At 67.6% G+C, this 18,240-nt stretch carries 17 protein-coding genes; 11 read left to right on the top strand and 6 right to left on the bottom strand.

The features are described from left to right. Window positions 1-195 precede the first annotated feature (195 nt). From FOE78_RS22070 to FOE78_RS22080, 3 genes are read left to right on the top strand one after another with little or no spacing between them, the layout of a single operon-like run. Entirely contained in the window at window positions 196-1,974 is a 1,779-nt protein-coding gene (locus tag FOE78_RS22070) for an MDR family MFS transporter (RefSeq protein WP_143988174.1), read from the top strand. Between the two features lie 19 nt (window positions 1,975-1,993). After that, on the top strand, window positions 1,994-2,488 hold the full coding sequence (locus FOE78_RS22075; RefSeq protein WP_143988175.1) for a hypothetical protein: 495 nt from the start codon (window positions 1,994-1,996) through the stop codon (window positions 2,486-2,488). Beyond that, a complete protein-coding gene (locus FOE78_RS22080) occupies window positions 2,485-2,766 on the top strand; it encodes a hypothetical protein (protein WP_143988176.1) in 282 nt (93 codons plus the stop codon). The genes FOE78_RS22075 and FOE78_RS22080 overlap by 4 nt, the downstream gene beginning before the upstream one ends. 159 nt (window positions 2,767-2,925) lie before the next feature. On the opposite strand, the gene FOE78_RS22085 is transcribed toward FOE78_RS22080, so the two are convergent. Next, window positions 2,926-3,552: a TetR/AcrR family transcriptional regulator gene (locus FOE78_RS22085; RefSeq protein ID WP_143988177.1), complete on the bottom strand. Its 627-nt coding sequence runs from the start codon at window positions 3,550-3,552 to the stop codon at window positions 2,926-2,928. Window positions 3,553-3,669: 117 nt separating this feature from the next. Then, window positions 3,670-4,227: a hypothetical protein gene (locus FOE78_RS22090; protein WP_143988178.1), complete on the bottom strand. Its 558-nt coding sequence runs from the start codon at window positions 4,225-4,227 to the stop codon at window positions 3,670-3,672. Window positions 4,228-4,299: 72 nt separating this feature from the next. On the opposite strand from FOE78_RS22090, the gene mshD reads away from it, so the two are divergent. The 3 genes from mshD to FOE78_RS22105 all read left to right on the top strand — a co-directional run bounded on the left by mshD (window position 4,300) and on the right by FOE78_RS22105 (window position 8,724). Beyond that, the gene (gene mshD, locus FOE78_RS22095) at window positions 4,300-5,289 is read left to right on the top strand and encodes a mycothiol synthase (protein ID WP_210414712.1); all 990 of its coding nucleotides are present in this window, start codon (window positions 4,300-4,302) and stop codon (window positions 5,287-5,289) included. 117 nt (window positions 5,290-5,406) lie between these two features. Beyond that, a complete protein-coding gene (locus tag FOE78_RS22100; protein WP_228265951.1) occupies window positions 5,407-7,782 on the top strand; it encodes an RNA degradosome polyphosphate kinase in 2,376 nt (791 codons plus the stop codon). A gap of 42 nt (window positions 7,783-7,824) precedes the next feature. Continuing rightward, window positions 7,825-8,724, top strand: coding sequence for an NUDIX hydrolase (locus FOE78_RS22105; RefSeq protein WP_143988179.1), 900 nt, complete (start codon window positions 7,825-7,827; stop codon window positions 8,722-8,724). A gap of 58 nt (window positions 8,725-8,782) precedes the next feature. Here the strand turns inward: FOE78_RS22105 and FOE78_RS22110 are convergent, their stop codons facing one another. Beyond that, window positions 8,783-9,034 (bottom strand): PLDc N-terminal domain-containing protein, encoded by a 252-nt coding sequence (locus tag FOE78_RS22110; RefSeq protein ID WP_210414713.1) that lies wholly within the window; start codon window positions 9,032-9,034, stop codon window positions 8,783-8,785. 295 nt (window positions 9,035-9,329) lie between these two features. Here FOE78_RS22110 and FOE78_RS22115 point away from each other — a divergent pair, with 295 nt between their 5' ends. Beyond that, window positions 9,330-11,999: a LuxR C-terminal-related transcriptional regulator gene (locus FOE78_RS22115; RefSeq protein WP_143988180.1), complete on the top strand. Its 2,670-nt coding sequence runs from the start codon at window positions 9,330-9,332 to the stop codon at window positions 11,997-11,999. Here the strand turns inward: FOE78_RS22115 and FOE78_RS22120 are convergent. Next, window positions 11,972-12,172 carry an SHOCT domain-containing protein gene (locus FOE78_RS22120; RefSeq protein WP_143988181.1) on the bottom strand — a complete coding sequence of 67 codons (201 nt, stop codon included), beginning with the start codon at window positions 12,170-12,172 and terminating at the stop codon, window positions 11,972-11,974. The two genes, FOE78_RS22115 and FOE78_RS22120, sit on opposite strands and share 28 nt — an antisense overlap. 43 nt (window positions 12,173-12,215) lie before the next feature. Beyond that, window positions 12,216-12,683 carry a hypothetical protein gene (locus FOE78_RS22125; RefSeq protein ID WP_143988182.1) on the bottom strand — a complete coding sequence of 156 codons (468 nt, stop codon included), beginning with the start codon at window positions 12,681-12,683 and terminating at the stop codon, window positions 12,216-12,218. A 148-nt stretch (window positions 12,684-12,831) separates the two neighbouring features. Here FOE78_RS22125 and FOE78_RS22130 point away from each other — a divergent pair, with 148 nt between their 5' ends. Further along, on the top strand, window positions 12,832-13,284 hold the full coding sequence (locus FOE78_RS22130; protein ID WP_143988183.1) for a DUF6325 family protein: 453 nt from the start codon (window positions 12,832-12,834) through the stop codon (window positions 13,282-13,284). After that, on the top strand, window positions 13,284-13,616 hold the full coding sequence (locus FOE78_RS22135) for an SHOCT domain-containing protein (RefSeq protein WP_210414714.1): 333 nt from the start codon (window positions 13,284-13,286) through the stop codon (window positions 13,614-13,616). Before FOE78_RS22130 ends, FOE78_RS22135 begins: the two co-directional genes overlap by 1 nt. Before the next feature lie 49 nt (window positions 13,617-13,665). Here the strand turns inward: FOE78_RS22135 and FOE78_RS22140 are convergent, their stop codons facing one another. Continuing rightward, window positions 13,666-14,466, bottom strand: a complete 801-nt coding sequence (locus FOE78_RS22140; RefSeq protein ID WP_143988185.1) for a CYTH domain-containing protein — start codon at window positions 14,464-14,466, stop codon at window positions 13,666-13,668. 88 nt (window positions 14,467-14,554) lie between these two features. Between FOE78_RS22140 and FOE78_RS22145 the strand changes: the two genes are divergently transcribed. Then, a complete protein-coding gene (locus tag FOE78_RS22145; RefSeq protein WP_143988186.1) occupies window positions 14,555-17,305 on the top strand; it encodes a cation-translocating P-type ATPase in 2,751 nt (916 codons plus the stop codon). Then, window positions 17,302-18,228, top strand: a complete 927-nt coding sequence (locus FOE78_RS22150) for a PPK2 family polyphosphate kinase (RefSeq protein ID WP_143988187.1) — start codon at window positions 17,302-17,304, stop codon at window positions 18,226-18,228. The genes FOE78_RS22145 and FOE78_RS22150 overlap by 4 nt, the downstream gene beginning before the upstream one ends. Window positions 18,229-18,240: the final 12 nt, after the last annotated feature.

Genomic DNA, 18,240 nt, shown 5'->3' on the forward strand with positions numbered 1-18,240 from the left:
CGGTATCACGCGCCGGTTCACGACCCTTCGACAAGCTCAGGGCCCTTTCAACGAGCTCAGGCCCTTTGGCGCTTGGCGGTGACTGAGGGTTCCGAACCTCGGTGCACCTTGCGTAAACATGCAGTGAGTGCAACGATCGTCCGTGCGTCGCGTTTCGGGGGCGGCGCACTCATCGACGACGTTGGGGTCTTCGCTATGAGTACGACGACGCGTGCACCGGCACAACTTGATCAACACCATCCGTCCGATCTGACGCACCAGCAGATCATGGTCGTCTTCGGCGGGTTGATGCTGTGCATGTTGCTGGCGGCGTTGGATCAGACCATCGTCAACACGGCGATGCCGACCATCGCCGGCGATCTGCACGGGCTGAACAAGATCAGTTGGGTGCTGACCTCGTACCTGCTCGCCTCCACCGTGGTGCTGTTGATCTACGGCAAGCTCGGCGATCAGTTCGGTCGCAAGGGCCTGTTCATGTTCGCGATCACGGTCTTCCTGATCGGCTCGATCCTGTCAGGGATCTCCCAGAGCATGAACCAGTTGATCGCTTTCCGTGCCCTGCAAGGGATCGGCGGCGGTGGTCTGATGATCGGCGCCCAGGCGATCATCGGCGACGTGGTCTCTCCCCGCGAGCGCGGGAAGTACATGGGGATGATCGGTGCGGTGTTCGGCGTCGCCACCGTGATCGGACCGTTGCTCGGCGGATTCTTCACCGATCACCTGTCCTGGCGCTGGTGTTTCTACGTCAACATCCCGATCGGCGCGGTCGCCTTGTTCGTGATCAGCACCGTGCTGCACCTGCCGAAGCGGCGGGAACACCATCGTCTCGACATCCTCGGCAGTTTCTTCATGGCAGCCGCCTCGGTCTGTTTGATCTTGGTCACCACCTGGGGCGGCACCAAGTACGACTGGAGCTCGCCGATGATCATTCTGCTGGCCGGCGGTTTCGTGGTCGCCGCGGTCGCGTTCGTCATCTCCGAGCACCGCGCCGCCGAGCCGATCCTGCCGCTGCGACTCTTCCGCGATCGCATCTTCGTGGTGTGCGCGGCGATGGGATTCATCGTCGGCATCGCCATGTTCGGCGCCGTCGGCTATCTGCCGACATTCATCCAGACGGTGGACGGCGTGAGCGCCACGGCCTCCGGCCTGCTGCTGTTGCCGTTCGTGGCCGGCATGCTGGTCGGCACCATCGGCTCCGGGCGGCTGATCACCTCGACCGGCCGGTACAAGGTCTTCCCCATCTTCGGCACCGCGATCGCCGCCTTCGGGTGCGGTCTGCTGTCGCTGATGAGCGCCGACACGAGCCGGGTGACCAACGGCATCTACATGGCAGTGGTCGGCCTCGGTATCGGCCTGACCATGCAAGTGCTGGTGCTGGCCGTGCAGAACTCGGCGCCATACCGGGACATGGGCTCGGCCACCGCGGCCACGAACTACTTCCGGCAGATGGGCGGTTCGGTCGGTGCGGCGGTCGTCGGCTCGGTCTTCATCCACCGGCTGACCGACAAGCTGGCCAGCAAGGTGCCGCCCGGGACCCATGTGCCGGCCTCGAACTCGATCACTCCGGCCATGATCAACAAGTTGCCCGAGCAGGTGCAGGTGATCTTCCGTCATGCGTTCGCCGACGCCCTGACGCCGATCTATCTCTACCTCGTACCGGTGGTGGCGGTCGCCTTCGTACTGGCGTGGTTCCTGAAGGAGATCCCGCTGCGGACCCGGGCACCGGCACCGCAGTCGGGCGCTGAACTTGACGCGGTACGACGGGACGCGCTGGCCGCTGGTCTGGTGCTGACCTTGATCGCTCGGCGAGTGAGCCGTTCCGGGGCGCCGGAGGGTGCGTTGAGCAGAGAGCTCGCGCGACTCGCCGGCGATCATCCGGGTACCACCACCGAGCGGGCCAGACACGCTGCTGATCATCTGATCAGACCGGCCGCGATCGGGCTGCTCGGCGTCGCGGCCGGCGACCGGGGTTGACATGTAGGAAGGGATTTCCATGACCAGAAGACTTGCCGGCGCGGTGGCATCCTGCCTGGCCCTGTTGGCCGGATTGTGGCTGATCCTGTCTCCGTTCGCGCTCGGCCTGCAGCCGAAGGACGTCGATTGGACGCATCAGACCGTCACCGACGTGTGGTCCGGGATCGGGCTCGGCGTGCTGGGTCTGCTCGGCATGATCATCTTCGCCGCGGCGTTGATGACGAACCTGCAGGAACGCGGGCTGGCCGAGCCGCGTGCCGCTCGACGTGGACCGGCCGAGGCAGCCGACGAGAGTCCGGCAGCCGCGCCGGCCGCACCGGCGACCACGCCGGCTCCGTCGAGTGATCTGGACAAGCTGCTGTCGCCCTTGGTGGCCGCACTGACCGAAGATCTGCAGCGGGAACGGGAGAACCGCTCGCCGAACGGTGAGCCGGCGTCCTGGAACGGCGACTCGGGGCGGCGGATCGGTGAACGGCCGGCGGCGACAACGCATCGGACGGAGGAGTCAGCATGATCAACAGCAGAGACAGGCTCGGTGTCGGCGTCCTGTGCCTGATCTTCCTGGGCGGCCTCTGGTTGATGGCCGCGCCGTTCATCGTCGGTTATCAACCGCGCAGCGGACATTGGTCGCACGGCACCATTTCCAGCTTCGCGGTCGGGGCCGGGATGTCGGCGCTCGCGCTCGCCACCGGGATCGTCTTCGTCGCGGGCATCCTGTACGAGTTGCCTCGCGTCGGGCGTTCGGCGCTAGACCCCGAGGTGGCGACGGCGAACCATTCCGAGGTCGAATAGCTGCGGTCTACCGCGTCGGATCAGCCCGCCGATTCCGGGTCCGCGGTCGTCACGGCTCGAATCCGAGGAGCTTGCGCACCCAAAGGTCACCCTGAGCGACTCGAACCTCCTGGAATCCGCGGTCGGCGGACCCGGTGACCAAGAGGTCGGTGCCGAAGCTCAGACAGACAGCGCGCTGCGCAGGGCGGCGATGGATTCGTCGATGTAGTCCTCCAGCGGCCGGTCGTCGGCGGCCGAGGTCCATCGGCGCATCGCGACCTTCATGGCGGTCACGGTCATGCCCGCCACCATCTGTGGGTAGGCGTCGGCGGTCGGATCGGTTCCGGTCCGGAACGCGATCGCCTCGATCAGGCTCTGTTCCAGCGCGGCGAACCGGGCATGCACGCGGGGCATCAGCGATGGGTGCTGCAACATCCGCCGGCGGGCCAGGAACTCCTCCCGGCGCACGCTGATCCTGGGCGCGTACGAGAGCAACAGGGCACCGAGGTCGTCCCACAACCGGTCCGGCCGCCCGTCCCGGATCCGTTCCAGCGCTGCCTGATCGAGATCGGGGGGTATGTCGCCGACCAGCGCCTCGTCCTTGCCGGCGAAGTGATTGAAGAAGGTCCGCGGGGCGATCTCGGCAACCTTGCAGATCTCCTCCACGGTGACCCGATCGACCCCACGTTCCAGCGCCAGCTGCAGTGCCGCGGCCTGGACGGACTGCCGGGTCGCCAGCTTCTTGCGCTCTCGGAGTCCGAGCCGCGCACCCGATAGCGGCGGGGCCTGTTTCGAACCCGGATCCATCCGCCGATTCTTGCAGAGACTGCAACTAACCACAACGACCCCATCAGCCGCGCGCAAGAACCACCGCCGCACCCGGAATTTCGCGCGCGGCGGCAGGTTTGGCGCGCGGCTGATGGGTCAGCGGAGGGATTGGACCTTCGCGTTGAGTTTGCGGAGGTAGGTGGGGATGGTGCCGGGCGGGCCGGATCGGCGCAGGAGCTGGGTGCCGCCGAGGATCTGGGCGAAGATCACCAGGATGAAGGTGATGCCGAGCAAGGTGCCGGACAGCGAATCCCAGTAGGCCAGGGCGCTGGCGGCCAGCGCCCCGTACATGGTGACCAGGACGGCTGGGTAGCTGGCCACGTGAGCGATCAGGGTGAGCCGCGCACGACCGTGATCGAGGCTCTGGTCTCCGGCCTGCCAGCGGCGGAGTTGCCCGAACCAGCAGACGGCGATCACCGCGCAGCACAACGCCAGGGCGGCAGCGCCGATCACCGCCGTGATCGCGTACGGCCGGGCGTCGGCGGCGTCGGCGGCCAGACCGACCAGGCCGCCGACGGCGGTGATCAGTCCGAGGATCGCGACCAGGGTGCCGACCAGCGCCAGCAATCGCTGACGACGGGCCCAGACGAGGTCCGGCGCGGCAGAGTGATCGGTTCCGGTGTGCTGTCGGTCGGCGGGCGTGCTGTCTTCCATAACCGGGCCACTGTATGTTCGCCCATCGATTCGGCCGGCATCGGGCCGCGCCGGGCTCGATACGGTAGGCCCGTGGACTCCGAGAACCAGCATCGTTACACGGTCACCGCGGCGGACGCGGTGCCGACGGCTGACCGCGACACCGTGCTGGAGATGGCCCGCCAGACCGAGGCTGTCGACGGCCATCCCCCACTCAACGACGAAGCACTGCAGGCGATCCAGCATCCGGAGTCCCTGCCGTCCGGACAGGCCCCGTTGCATGTCACCGTCCATCGGGTCGGTACCGATCCCGACGGCAACGAGTCGCTGGCCTGGGTCGGATACGCGTTCCTCCGGGACGCGCACAGTGATCCGACCGGGTCGTTGTTCGTGCTGCCGGATGCCCGTCGCGCCGGCGCCGGACGGCGGCTGCTGGCCGCGACCATCGAGGCGGCCGAGTCGTCGGTACGGATCTGGGCGCCGGGTAACTCGCTGGCCGCTCGGACGCTCGCGGCCAGCGCTCACTTCGTACCGGTCCGGGAGTTGTTGATCATGGCTCGGCCGCTGGACACGCCGATCCTCGACCCGGAGCTGCCGGACGGAGTGACCATCAGGGCGTTCCGGCCCGGCGTCGACGACGAGGCCTGGGTACGAGTCAACGCCCGAGCCTTCGCGCAGCATCCGGAGCAGGGCCGGGTGAGCCTCGACGGGCTGCACGCCACCATGGCCGAGTCGTGGTTCGATCCGGATGACTTCCTGGTTGCGGTCGGATCGAGTCCTTCGACAGGCTCGGCAACCTCGTTGCTCGGGTTTCATTGGCTGAAGCAGCACTCCGACACCCGGGGGGAGGTGTACGTGCTGGGGGTCGATCCCGACCATGCCGGCCGGGGCCTGGGCAAGGCGCTGCTGCGGGCGGGGCTGCGGCATCTGCGGGATGATCTCGGGCTGACCGAGGTCATCTTGTACGTGGAGGGAGACAATGAGCCCGCGGTCGGCCTGTACGTGCTGAACGGGTTCGACGAGATCAATCGCGACGTGCTGTACGCCCAACACCGTGAGACCGACGATCGAGCGGCCGATTGAACGAATCGGCAACCTGCCGTTCACCTGACGGTGAGGTCGGCATCAGCATGATCTGCAGAGCAGGATGAGAGTGACGATCGCGATCGGGCGAGCGTCGCGGTGAGGGCAGGAGTGAGCATGAACAGCACGGATACCCTTCTGGGCGGCGAGCCGACCGGCAACGGCAGGCTGTTGGGCAAGCCGGCAGAGCCGGACGCCTTCGAGCAGCGGGACGCCGCCGAGACGTCGCGGCAGGATCGTACGAAGGTGCCCGCGATCACCACTCGCACCGCGATGGCCGGAGCGCCGGCCGACACCGACCCGGACAACGAGACCGAGGTGATCGCCGGCAGCCAGACCCGGCTGCTGGACAAGAGCAGCCCGGCCGGCCGGACCAGTCAGGTGACCCGGTCGCTGGCCGACGACGAGGAGGTCGTCGACCCCGACCTGCCCGCCAACCGCTACCTCGACCGGGAGCTGAGCTGGCTGGCGTTCAACAACCGGGTGCTGGCACTGGCCAAGGACAAGGTCCGGATCCCGCTGCTGGAGCGGGTCCGCTTCCTGTCGATCTTCTCCACCAACCTGGACGAGCACTACATGGTCCGGGTGGCCGGGCTGAAGCGCCGGATCGCGGCCGGTGTCGCGGTGCCGAGCGCCAGCGGTCTGATGCCGCGCGAGATCCACGAAGCGACCTTGAACCGGACCCGCGAACTGGTGGCCGAGCAGGCCCGGATCTTCATCGACGAGGTGCGCCCGGAGCTGGCCGAGCACGGCATCGAGATCCTCCGCTGGGATCAGCTGGAGCCGGCCGAGAAGGACCGGATGCGGCAGCTCTTCGCCGAACGGATCTTCCCGGTGCTGACCCCGCTGGCGGTCGATCCGTCGCACCCGTTCCCCTACATCTCCGGGCTGAGCCTCAATCTCGCCGTGCTGGTGAAGAATCCCGACACCGGCGCCCGCCAGTTCGCCCGGGTCAAGGTGCCCGACGTACTCCCCCGCTTCCTGTCGCTGTCCGAGGGCCGGTTCGTTGCGTTGGAGGACATCATCGCCCGGCACCTTGATCAACTTTTCGGTGGCATGCAGGTCGTTGATCATCACGTCTTCCGGGTCACCCGCAACGAGGACGTCGAGGTCGAGGAGGACGACGCCGAGAATCTCCTGGTGGCGTTGGAGAAGGAGCTGCTGCGGCGCAAGGTCGGCCGGCCGCCGGTCCGCCTCGAGGTCGTCGACACGATGGACCCGAAGATGCTCGAACTGCTGATGACCGAGTTGGACGTCAGCGAGCAGGAGGTGTTCAAACTGCCGACTCCTCTTGACCTTGGTGGTTTGAGCGCCCTTGCTGATCTTGATCGGGCCGAGCTGAAGTATCCGGCCTTCCTGCCCAAGACGCATCCGCACCTGGCCGAGGTGGAGACCGCCAAACCGGCCGACATGTTCGCCGCGTTGAAGCAGCGCGATGTGCTGCTGCATCACCCGTACGACTCGTTCTCCACCAGCGTGCAGCGATTCATCGAGCAGGCCGCCGACGACCCGCAGGTCCTTGCCATCAAGCAGACCTTGTATCGCACCTCCGGCGACTCTCCGATCGTGGACGCACTGATCGACGCCGCCGAGGCCGGCAAGCAGGTCCTTGCGGTGGTGGAGATCAAGGCCCGCTTCGACGAGCAGGCCAACATCGCCTGGGCCCGTCGGCTGGAGCAGCACGGTTGCCATGTGGTGTACGGGTTGATCGGGTTGAAGACCCATTGCAAGCTGGCGATGGTGGTCCGCGACGAGCCCGAGGGTCTGCGCCGCTACGCCCACATCGGCACCGGCAACTACAACCCGAAGACCGCCCGGTTGTACGAGGACATGGGCCTGCTGACCGCGAACCCGATCGTCACCGAGGACATCGGCCGACTGTTCAACCACCTCTCCGGAATGACACAGGAGAAGGAGTATCGGCGACTGCTGGTCGCACCGCACGGCATCCGTACCGGGTTGATCGAGCGGATCGAGGCCGAGGTCGAGCATCACAAGGCCGGACGCCCGTCCGGGATCAAGATCAAAGTCAACTCGCTGGTCGACGAAGCGATCACCGATGCGCTGTACCGAGCGTCGATGGCAGGGGTCAACGTGGACTTGTGGGTGCGCGGCATCTGCACCCTGCGGCCGCAGATCCCGGGCCTGAGCGACAACATCCGGGTCCGCAGCATCGTCGGCCGTTTCCTGGAGCACAGTCGGCTCTTCTGGTTCGCCAACGGCGGCCAGCCGTCGGTGGGGATGGGATCGTCGGACCTGATGCACCGCAACCTCGATCGCCGGGTCGAGGTGCTGGTGCAGATCACCAACCAGGCCCACATCGACGAGATCTCCGAACTGTTCGACATCGCCTTCAACGAACGCACCGGCGCCTGGTGGCTGAGCGGCGACGGCACCTGGCACGAGCGGGTGCTGGATGCCGAGGGCAAGCCGCTGCGCGACATCCAGGAGATGATGATCAACCGGACCAGCCGTCGTTCCCGGGCCAAATGATCAACACCGAACGGCCCACCTGATCAACACCGAGGAGACCGAGTGAAGATCATCCAGGCAGCCGGCGCGGCCGTGCTTCGGGACGGTCCCCACGGCCGTGAGGTGTTGATCATCCACCGGCCGCGCTACGACGATTGGACACTGCCCAAGGGAAAGCTGGAACCGTTCGAGACGTTTCCCGAGGGCGCGGTCCGCGAGGTCGCCGAGGAGGCCTCGTCCTGGATCCGGCTGCTGTCCCCGCTGGATCGCACCAGCCATCTGCTGTCGGAGTCCGCGGAGAAGATCGTCGCCTGGTGGCGGGCGGACGCGATCGGACCCACCGACGGCCAGGTCAAGATCAACATCTCCAAGGACGGCCTGCCCGAGGTCGACGAGGTCCGCTGGTGCGGTATGGCAGAGGCGGCGGCACGACTGAGCTACGCGCAGGATCGTTCGGTGGTCGAGCAGGCCGCGAACCAGCCGTACACCACACCGCTGATCGTGGTCCGGCACGCCAAGGCGATCAACCGCAAGGACTGGGACGGCACCGAGGCCGACCGGCCGCTGCGGGCCCGCGGCCGGGTGCAGGCCCGGCGGCTCGCTCCGTTGCTGTCGGCCTACGGGGTGCAGGAGTTGGTCACCTCGCCCTGGCGACGTTGCGCAGCGACAGTTCAGCCGTACGCCTTGGCGCACAAGATCAAGTCCGAGCAGTTGCCGATCCTCAGTGAGGCCGAGGGCAGCGCCGATCCGGACGCGGTGGCGGCCACCATGCGCCGGATCGCCGAGCGAGCCGTGGTCGAGCACCGGCCGATCGCGGTCTGCGGACATCGGCCGGTGCTGCCGACGATGTTCGCCGCGCTCGAACTGCCCGAGCGCGCGGTCTCCACCGCCGAATGCGTGGTGGTGCACCTGACCGACACCGGAGCGGTGCACGCCGTCGAGACCCACCGCCCGCTGGCCTGATCAGCTGAGGACTTTGGCCTTGCCCTGTTGGAATTCTTCCTCGGTGATCGTGCCCGCGTCACGTAGCCGCCAACTTCTCGATCTCACCGACCGCTCCGTCGGAGCCGGCCACCGTCCGGATGTACGCGCGGCTCTGCTGCTCCTGTTCGAGCGCTCGGTGCTGGGCATGCTCACTGATCTTGCGACCCCGCGCGATCAGATAGACCAGCACCCCGAGGTAGGACAGCACGACGATGAAGATGGTCCACAGTGCCTTGGCCCAACCGGAGAGATCATGGCTGCGGAAGATGTCGGCGAAGACCATGATCATCAGCCAGATCCAGACGAAGAACAGCGTGAAGGGCCAGCATCGACCACCTCAGGTCCCAAAAAGTGAAGTTCATCTCGACCTCCTTCGCCGACCATCCTGACCGTGGAAAGGGTGGACCAAAGTCACCCATTTCCGGGTGGTTTGCCGAACCGCTTCGCCGTCGTCGCCGAGCGTCTTAGCCTGAGTTGGGGTCGGCATGGGCCACGTTCGACCCGAAGCCACCTGGGCCCGGCGTCATGTTCGGCCCGCAGTCACGTCGGCCGGGTGGCTTTCCGAGACACACGAGAGCTCGATCGTGGACAGTGATCCGGTAGCAACCACCATCAGCCGGGCGAAGCTGCAACCGCCGGCGTTGACGAACGGTTTCGTTCGGCGACAACGCCTGCACGTCCTCATCGATGAAGCGGTGACCGGACCGCTGACCCTGGTGATCGCGCCGGCCGGTTCGGGGAAGACGTCGTTGCTGTCGAGTTGGGCCGCCGAACACAGCCGATCCACCGCGTGGCTGTCACTGGACACCGCGGATCGAGATCCGGTCCAGCTCTGGACCGGCGTCATCGCCGCCCTGGACAGCATCGCACCGGGCTACGGTTCCGGCGCGCTGGCACTGCTCCGGCACCCGGGTGAACACTTCGAGGTCGTACAGGACCTGCTCAACGAGCTGTACGGCGAAGACCACGAGCCTGCGGTGTTGGTGATCGAGGACGTCCACCTCGTCGATGACACCCGGGAAACCGCCGAGTCGCTGGCCGCATTCGTCCAGGCGCTGCCGCCGTGGCTGCGGGTCGTGTTGACCTCGCGGCGGAAGGCCCGGCTGCCGGTCGACCGGCTTCGGGTACGAGGGCAGCTGCGCGAGCTGCACTTCGCCGAGTTGCGTTTCTCCCACGGTGAGGCCAAGGACATGCTCACCAAGATCGCCCCCGCGATGCCGGAGGAGGAGATGGCCTCGGCGGTACGACGGGCCGGCGGCTGGGCGGCGAGCATTCGACTTGCCGCGTTGGCCTGGCGTGAGGGCGCTGCCAGGCCCGACGCGCAGCAGGACGAGCCCTACGACTTCCTCATGCATGTCGACTACCTGTGGCACGAGCTCCTGGAAGGTGAGGACCCGGAGTTGGTGCAGACGCTGGTCGCGGTGTCGATCGTCGAACGGGTCAACGCGAGCCTGGCTACCGCGTTGACCGGTCGGGACAACGCTGCGGCGATCCTGGCCCGGGCGGAGGCGCACGGTCAGTTCGTCACCCGGCTCTCCTCGCCCGGCTGGTACGCCGTACACAGACTGGTCGCAGACCTGCTGACCGCCGAGTTGGAGGGGCGGTCGCCGGAACGACTTCACGAGCTGCACCGGCTGGCCGGCCGGTGGTTCGAGCAGCACGACGAGATCTCGATGGCGCTCACGCACTGGCTGAAGGGAGACCGGCCGCGAGAAGCACTCCGGCTGATCGCCGACCAGAACGCCGCCCTGTACGACAGCGGGCGCGAGTCGGTGATCGCCGGCACGCTGGCCCAGATCCCGATCGAGATCGCCACCGCGGACCTGACCTCGATGACCCGATACGCCTGGTGCCATCTTCTCGTCGACCGGCGGAAGTTCCTGACCTTGGTCGACCAGCTGATCCAGTGGGCCGAGGACGCTTCCGATCCTTCCCGACGCGACATCAGCGAGATCGAACGCTCACGGATCGACATCCTGGCGGCGATCGCGCACACGGTCCGTGGCGACTGGCTTCGGGGCGGTCAGGAGGCACGCCACGCGTTGTCGGAGTTGGGTCCGCGCTGGCCGCAGGACGGACTCGGCCGGTTCGGCTGGAACATGGTCGCCCGCGAGATCGCCCTGAGCGAGCGATGGGACGACAGCGTCGCCGAGGTGCGAGAGATGATGCAGCTGCTCAGCCTGGACCCGGAGCGCCGGGTCGCCTTCGAGGCGACACGCGCTCTCGGGGAGGCGTTGTCCGGTCATCCGGTGGACGCGCTCAGGGTGAGCGCCGGGATCCGGCGGCTCTCGGATTCCAACAACATGACGATCCTGCGCGCCGAGTCGTCGATCGCCGATGCGGTGGCCAGCCGCGAGTTGGGCGATCGGTCGCGCGCGATCAGGCTCCTGCAAGAGCTTGACGAGACCGCGGTCGGTCCGGCCGAGTACACCAAGCTGCTGGCCAAGATCGAGTTGAGCCTGGCCAACCTGGACGCCGGTGATCTTGATCGGGCCTGGGCGCTGTTCGACGATGCAGAGGACTTCATGCACAACCGGCTCGACGGCCCTGGTGCGCATGACTGGTTGGCCCGGGCCGGCAGCCTGCTGGCACTCGCGTCCGGGGATGCCGAGCAGGCGTCGACCTGGGCGGAGCGGATCGGCGATCCGTTCTGGGCCGGGTACTCCTCGGCCCGCATCCTGATCGCGTCGGGTGAGCGGGCACAGGCGGCCCGGCTGCTCGGTGAGCTGTCGCCTCGGTGCGTCCGCCACTCCGTCCTGCACCGCCTGTTGCTGGCCCGGGCGACAACGTCGTCGGAGGAGTCGCTGGAGCACGTCGTTGCCGCGGTCGAGCTAGCAACCCAGAACGGACTGCTGCAGACCATCGCCTCGGAGGGCCCGCAGGCCGTCGCCCTGATCGAACGTGCCGCCTGGCGGGCCCCGCGGACCTGGCTCAATCGATTGCGTCGGGCGGCAACCCCGGATCTGGAGCAACGGGCTCGTGACATGCCGGGCTTGGTGGAGTCGCTCACCGAACGAGAGCGGGACGTCCTGCGACTGCTGCCGAGCCGGCTGACCTTGCGGGAGATCGCCGACGAGCTCTACATCTCGGTGAACACGCTGAAATTCCACCTCAAGGTGATCTATCGCAAGCTGGGTTGCGGGTCGCGGGCAGAGGCTGCCGACCTGGCCAGGACCTTCGGCCGGATCAAATGGTCCGACCGATCACTGACCGGCTCCGCACACCCTCAATCGTTGAGCACCCGCCGCCTCTGACGTTCCAACTCCTCGGCCGACAACATTCCCTCGTCGGCCAGTCGGGCCAGTTCCCGGAGTTGCTCCACCTGATCAACCACGACGCTGGCGACCATCGGCCAGGTCCGATCGATCGGCAGCGACCGTGTCAGCAGGTCGGAATTCCGACTGCGTACCGGGCTCGGCCTGCCCAATCTTCGCCCCTTGTACGGCATCGGATTGCCTCCATCGGATCGTTCAACTGTCCAGCGCGTCATCGCGCGCCATCCTGGCCAGCGCACCGGCCACCCGGCGGTGAGAGACGCGCTCCCCGCCGGCAACCCTCCCGCCGACCCGACGAGCCGCGAGCGACAGCGGCTCGGCCCATCTCGTCTCGACCAAGATCAGCAGCGCCGTATCGTCGGGTTCCAACGACACCCCGATCAGCTCGATGTCGTGGTCGCTCAACAACGTCCCGAACGGCCGCTTCATCGTCACGAGTTCGGGCAGCAGATCGGCGTCCTCGATCTCCACCACTCGGCGCAGCGCCGCTCCGGGCTCGGAGAGGATCACCACCACGTCGAGGATCTGAATCGCGCCGTGTTCGACCGCGGCGACGAGCGCACGCGCCACCTCGGTCAGCCGGTCGGCATCGGGCGTGGTGACGACGATGTACTCAACGAGGTCCGGGTCGATGCCCAGTCGCTGATCTGCTGCGCCCGTCATTGCGCCGCCTTTCTGCCGCAGGGGCAGGTTGCGAGGCCAGTCACCGTGATCATCGCGCCGGCTTGGGTGGTCGCGAACCACCCGGCTCGGGGTGAGGTAGGACCACCCGTACGTCTTGCAGCCTGTAACCAAACGGGAGGAGCCTGAGATGGGCGAGAACGGAAATCGTGGACCGGTCGATGTGGTGGTGCTGAACTTCCCCGGCAACAGGTTCACCGGCGACATCATCCCCGCGCTGCGTGATCTCGTGGTCGCGGACGTGATCCGGGTGATCGACCTGTTGTTGGTCTACAAGGACACCGACGGCTCCGTCGGCACCGTCACTCTTGAAGGGCTCGGTCCCGACCTGCAACCGAGCTTCCTGAGCATCACCGGCCGATCGGCCGGCGGCCTGCTGGACAGCGAGGACGCCGAGGAAGTGGCACCCGGACTGGAGCCGGGCAACTCGGCCGCGATCCTGGCGGTGGAGAATCGGTGGCTGATTCCCTTCATCCGGGCGGTCCGGGACGCCGGCGGAGAGGTCGTCGATCAGGCCCGGGTGCCGGCGGACGTGATCGAAGCCCAGGAAGCCAAGCAGGCCGTCGGTTCCGGGGGTGCGTGATGGGACTCCTCGGCGGAATCGCCCGGACCGCGGTGGTGGCCGGGACGGCCACAGCCGTCTCGAACCGAGTCTCCCGACGGCAGGCCCGGCGTTGGCAGAACCAGGAGGCGCAGGCCGCGTACGGTCAGCCCGCCGACCCGTACGGCCCGTCGAACCAGCAGTATGCCCAGCCGCCAGAGCAGGACGCCCAGCAACCGGAGCCGTACGCCCAGCCGTTGCCGCCGGCCGATCCGACCACTGAACAGATCGAGCGACTGGCGTCGCTGCACAGCGCGGGAGTGCTCTCCGACGACGAGTTCGCCGCTGCCAAGGCCCGACTCCTGGGTCTGTAGAAGCGGTCTGAGTCCGAAGTGGAGAAGCGGTCTGAGTCCGAAGTGGGCGTCAGTGGGAGACTGCCGCCGGAGCGTCCGCGCTCGCGTTCTGTCGCAACTCCGCGGAGAACATCTCCAGTGCGGTGTGCGTCTTGGTCTGCTGCGGCGCCCCGAGATCGACCCCGTGCGAAGCCAGGAATGCCTTGGCCGTGGCCGCCACCGCGAACGCGTCGGCCGGCGCGCACTTGGTCGACAGCTCCAGCAACGGAGTGCCGTTCGGATAGAGCCAGAGCTCGGCCACCAGCCGCTGGTCCAAGCCGGCCGGCGTCCACTTGAGTTTCAGCACGTTGATCGGTCCGAGCACGTCGAGCCCGGTCAGCCAGCCGCTGCCCACGGTTTCGGTGATCAGCGCCCGCTGGTGCTTGTTGTAGAGGTCGCGGATCGGCCGGTCCCCGGCTATCACTTCCTTGACGTGATGGTCGGACACCTGCACCTTCATCGAACCCGAGCAGATGAATCCGCCGGGCAGCACGTCGACCTCCACCGAGTAGGTCGGATCGGCGCGCAGGCTCGCCGGCAGCGCGGCCGGATCGACCGGCCGGAGCTTGACCACCGAGTCGCCGGCCCGGCCCTGGACGCGGCGGGCCCGCAGGATCAACCCCTGTTTGTTCAAGGTCAGGTCCGGGGTGTCGAAGAAGACCACCTGGCGCAACTGACCGTCGAGCGGATCCATCCCCAGCGCGGTCACCGCGGCCCGCCGCGCCGACGACGGCACGGTCAGCTTGAGTTCGACACTGTCCACTCCCTTCAACAGGTCGACCAACTCGACGAGTTGCTCGGTGGACAGGACAGGTGCATCTGCGACAGACATGCGGCCAGCGTCCTCGGCTTCGGGGTGGATCGGCACCACCCGAGGTGGGGTGGTGTCAACCCACCCGATCGGGCGCGAACCTCGGACCATGGCCACCAACACGACCGCACCACCGGTGGTGCAGGACCGCTCGCCCGAATGGCATCTGCTGTCGGGACCGGACGTCTGCGTACGGCTCGGCGTCGATCCGTCTGTCGGATTGACCTCGACCGAGGTCGAGGCCCGCCGTCGCACGTACGGTCCGAACAAGCTGGCCGAACAGCCGAAGGAACCTGCCTGGCGGGCCTTCGTCCGGCAGTACCGCGATCTGATGCAACTGGTGCTGCTGGGCGCCGCGGTGGTCAGCATCGTTGCGCTGCAGGACCTCTCCACCGGCATCGTCGTGCTCGCGTTGACCGTGTTCAACGCGTTGATGGGCCTGCACCAGGAGGGCAAGGCGGCCGAGAGCGTGGAGAGCCTTCGGAAGATGTTGATCATCACCGCCGGCGTCCGGCGGGGCGGCGAGATCGTGAAGATCCCGGCCGAGGAGCTGGTGCCCGGTGACGTGGTCGGCTTCGAGGCCGGTGACAAGGTGCCGGCCGACGGCCGGATCCTGGTCGCGGCGACGCTGGAGATCGAGGAGGCCGGGCTGACCGGCGAGAGTACGCCGGCGGGCAAGATCACCGAACCGGTCGGGCTGCCGGACCTCGGGTCCGAGGTCGCCCTCGGCGACCGGATCGACATGGCCTACATGAATTCGCAGGTCACCCGCGGGCGCGGGGAGATCGTGGTCACCGCGACCGGGATGGACACCGAGGTCGGGCACATCTCCGGCATGCTCAGCGGCGTCGAGCAGGAGAAGTCGCCGCTGACCAAGCAGCTGGATCAGCTCACCGTGGCGATCACCCTGATGGCGGCGGCTGCGCTGGCGGCGATCGTGATCCTCGGCCTGGTCCGCGGCGAGGACTTCAACTCCCTCTTCCTGATCGGGATCAGCCTGGCCATCGCCGCGATCCCGACCGGGCTGCCGGCGGTGGTGACGATGCTGCTGTCCACCGGCACCCAGCAGTTGGCCGGACAGGGCGCGATCGTCAAGCGGCTGCGCTCGGTGGAGACGCTCGGCTCGACCTCGGCGATCTGCTCGGACAAGACCGGCACGCTGACGCTGAATCAGATGACCGCACGGGAGCTGGTGATCGCCGGCCGCCGCTTCAGCGTGGACGGCGAGGGCTACTCGACCACCGGCCGGATCCGGCACGTGGCCGGCACCGGCGAAGGGCCGCTGGAGCCGTTCCTGCTGCCGATGGCGCTCGCCAACGACGCGGTGATCCGGGACGAGGCCTGCATCGGCGATCCGACCGAGGGTGCGCTGGTGGTGCTGGCGGCCAAGGGCGGGCTGGATGTCGAGGCGACTCGGCGGCAGTACCCGCGGCTGGCCGAGGTGCCGTTCGACGCCGAGTACAAGCTGATGGCAACCTTTCACGACTTCCCCCTCGACACGGGTTCGGTGGTCCGCTGCCTGGTCAAGGGTGCCCCGGATGTGCTGCTGGGCAGGGCATCGCGAGTGGTACGGGCCGACGGGACAAGTCAGCCGATGACCGATGGCGACCGCGCCGTGGTGGCGGCCGAAAACGATCGGATGGCCGGCGCCGGACTGCGGGTGCTGGCGGTGGCCCGTCGTGATCTTGATCCGGCCGCGCTGCCCGCGTCGGGCCCGCAGCTGCTCGGCGTCGTACAGGACTTGGAGTTGCTCGCGTTGATCGGGATCGTCGATCCGCCGCGCAAGGAGGCCAAGGACGCGATCGCACTGTGCCGGCAGGCCGGCATCCGGGTGCGGATGATCACCGGCGACCATGCCACCACGGCGGAGGCGATCGCGCATCATCTCGGGATCGAGGGCCGAGCCCTGACCGGGGCCGAATTCGCCGCCCTGCCCGATGATCAACTTCTCGCCGAGGTGGACGACATCGGCGTGGTGGCCCGGGTGGCGCCGGAGGACAAGGTCCGGCTGGTGGACGTGCTCAAGCGGCGCGGTCAGATCGTGGCGATGACCGGCGACGGCGTCAACGACGCGCCGGCGCTGGCCCGGGCGGACATCGGGGTGGCGATGGGCATCACCGGCACCGAGGTGACCAAGGACGCCGCCGAGATGATCTTGACCGACGACAACTTCGCCACCATCGTCACCGCGGTCCGGGGCGGACGCGGGCTCTACGACAACCTGATGAAGTACGTCCGGGTGCAGTTGATCCTGCTGGCCGGCTTCATCCTCACCTTCGTCGGCGCCGGCATCTTCAACATCGCCAACGGCACTCCGCTGCTGCCGCTGCAGATCCTCTGGATCAATTTCGCCATCGACGTCGTGCTGGCGGTCGGACTCGGCTTCGACGCGGAGGCGCCGGGGCTGATGCAACGTCGGCCGCGGCCGCCGGATGCGCCGGTGGTGCGGCCGGCCCTGGCGGTACGGCTGGCGGTGGCCGGGTTGCTGATCGCGATCGGCACGTTGGCGGTGGTCGCCTGGGCCGAGGACGAGTACGGCGCAGCCGTCGCAACCACGATGGGGTTGACCGCGGCGTCGCTGCTGCACATCGTCGCCGCGATCGAGTGGCGCGACCCAACTCGTACGGTGTTCAACCGGGCCACGATCGCCAACGGCCGCTTCAACCTGCTGGTCCTCACCGCCGCCGGGCTGACGCTGCTGGCCACCGGGCTGGGCATCCTGAACCGCATCCTCGACACCGTGCAGCTCAGCGGCCGGCAGTGGGTGGTCTGCCTGCTCGCCGTCGTCGGCTACCTCGTCCTGTCGGAGATCGGAAAGATCCTCGTCCGCCGCTTCACCGCTCACCAGGAGCAGCCATGACCAGTACGACCAGCGTTGCCGATCAACGCAGCCGCATCCTCGCCGACCTGGTGGTGCAGCCCGGAGCACCCGCCGAACTCGACCGTCGCCACACCCGGTGGACCGGCGGCGCGGACGCCGAGCAACTGTCGTCAACGGAGCTGGAAACTCGGGCCGGCTCCGTCCTGACGCTCGGCGTCCGGGACCTGGCCGAAGCCCAGGAGCTCCTGTGGGCCAGCAATTCGTACGCGCTGTTGCTGGTCTTCCAGGCGATGGACGCGGCCGGCAAGGACTCGACCATCAAGCACGTGATGTCCGGGGTCAACCCGCAGGGCGTGCAGGTGGTGTCGTTCAAGAAGCCGTCCAACGAGGAACTCGACCACACCTTCCTGTGGCGGACCGCCCGGGCGCTGCCCGAGCGCGGGCGGATCGGCATCTTCAACCGCTCCCACTACGAGGAGGTCGTGGCGCTGCGGGTGCATCCGGAATGGCTGCAGCGGCAGCGGCTCCCCCGTACCGATCGTGGACCGGCGTTCTGGGCCGAACGCTACGACGACATCAACGCCTTCGAACATCACCTGGCCCGCAACGGCACCGTGGTGCTGAAGTTCTTCCTGCACGTGTCCCGCGCCGAGCAGCGGCGACGCTTCTTCGCCCGGCTGAACAACCCGGACAAGCAGTGGAAGTTCAACGCCGCCGACGTCGCCGAGCGAGCGCTCTGGGACGACTACCTGCAGGCCTACGACGACGCGATCGGTGCCACCTCCACCCCGTGGGCACCCTGGCACGTGATTCCGGCCGATCAGAAGAAGGTGCTGCAGGCGCTGACGGTCGCGACCATCGTTGATGCCGTCGAAGGACTGGACCTGCGCTGGCCCACCGTCTCCGACGACGATCGTCGCGCCAACGCCGTCGCCCGGCAGCGGCTCGAGCAGGAGTCGTGACATCGCCGGCGA

Source organism: Microlunatus elymi, assembly GCF_007362775.1.
Lineage (GTDB): Bacteria > Actinomycetota > Actinomycetes > Propionibacteriales > Propionibacteriaceae > Microlunatus > Microlunatus elymi.

Excerpts from the sequence above, each read along its gene's own strand:
- FOE78_RS22075 (WP_143988175.1), top strand. The coding sequence starts at position 1,994 with ATGACCAGAAGACTTGCCGGCGCGGTGGCATCCTGCCTGGCCCTGTTG.
- FOE78_RS22125 (WP_143988182.1), bottom strand. The coding sequence starts at position 12,683 with ATGACGGGCGCAGCAGATCAGCGACTGGGCATCGACCCGGACCTCGTT.
- FOE78_RS22110 (WP_210414713.1), bottom strand. The coding sequence starts at position 9,034 with ATGATCATGGTCTTCGCCGACATCTTCCGCAGCCATGATCTCTCCGGT.
- FOE78_RS22070 (WP_143988174.1), top strand. The coding sequence starts at position 196 with ATGAGTACGACGACGCGTGCACCGGCACAACTTGATCAACACCATCCG.
- FOE78_RS22100 (WP_228265951.1), top strand. The coding sequence starts at position 5,407 with ATGAACAGCACGGATACCCTTCTGGGCGGCGAGCCGACCGGCAACGGC.
- FOE78_RS22130 (WP_143988183.1), top strand. The coding sequence starts at position 12,832 with ATGGGCGAGAACGGAAATCGTGGACCGGTCGATGTGGTGGTGCTGAAC.
- FOE78_RS22145 (WP_143988186.1), top strand. The coding sequence starts at position 14,555 with ATGGCCACCAACACGACCGCACCACCGGTGGTGCAGGACCGCTCGCCC.
- FOE78_RS22080 (WP_143988176.1), top strand. The coding sequence starts at position 2,485 with ATGATCAACAGCAGAGACAGGCTCGGTGTCGGCGTCCTGTGCCTGATC.
- FOE78_RS22150 (WP_143988187.1), top strand. The coding sequence starts at position 17,302 with ATGACCAGTACGACCAGCGTTGCCGATCAACGCAGCCGCATCCTCGCC.
- FOE78_RS22090 (WP_143988178.1), bottom strand. The coding sequence starts at position 4,227 with ATGGAAGACAGCACGCCCGCCGACCGACAGCACACCGGAACCGATCAC.
- FOE78_RS22085 (WP_143988177.1), bottom strand. The coding sequence starts at position 3,552 with ATGGATCCGGGTTCGAAACAGGCCCCGCCGCTATCGGGTGCGCGGCTC.
- FOE78_RS22140 (WP_143988185.1), bottom strand. The coding sequence starts at position 14,466 with ATGTCTGTCGCAGATGCACCTGTCCTGTCCACCGAGCAACTCGTCGAG.
- FOE78_RS22135 (WP_210414714.1), top strand. The coding sequence starts at position 13,284 with ATGGGACTCCTCGGCGGAATCGCCCGGACCGCGGTGGTGGCCGGGACG.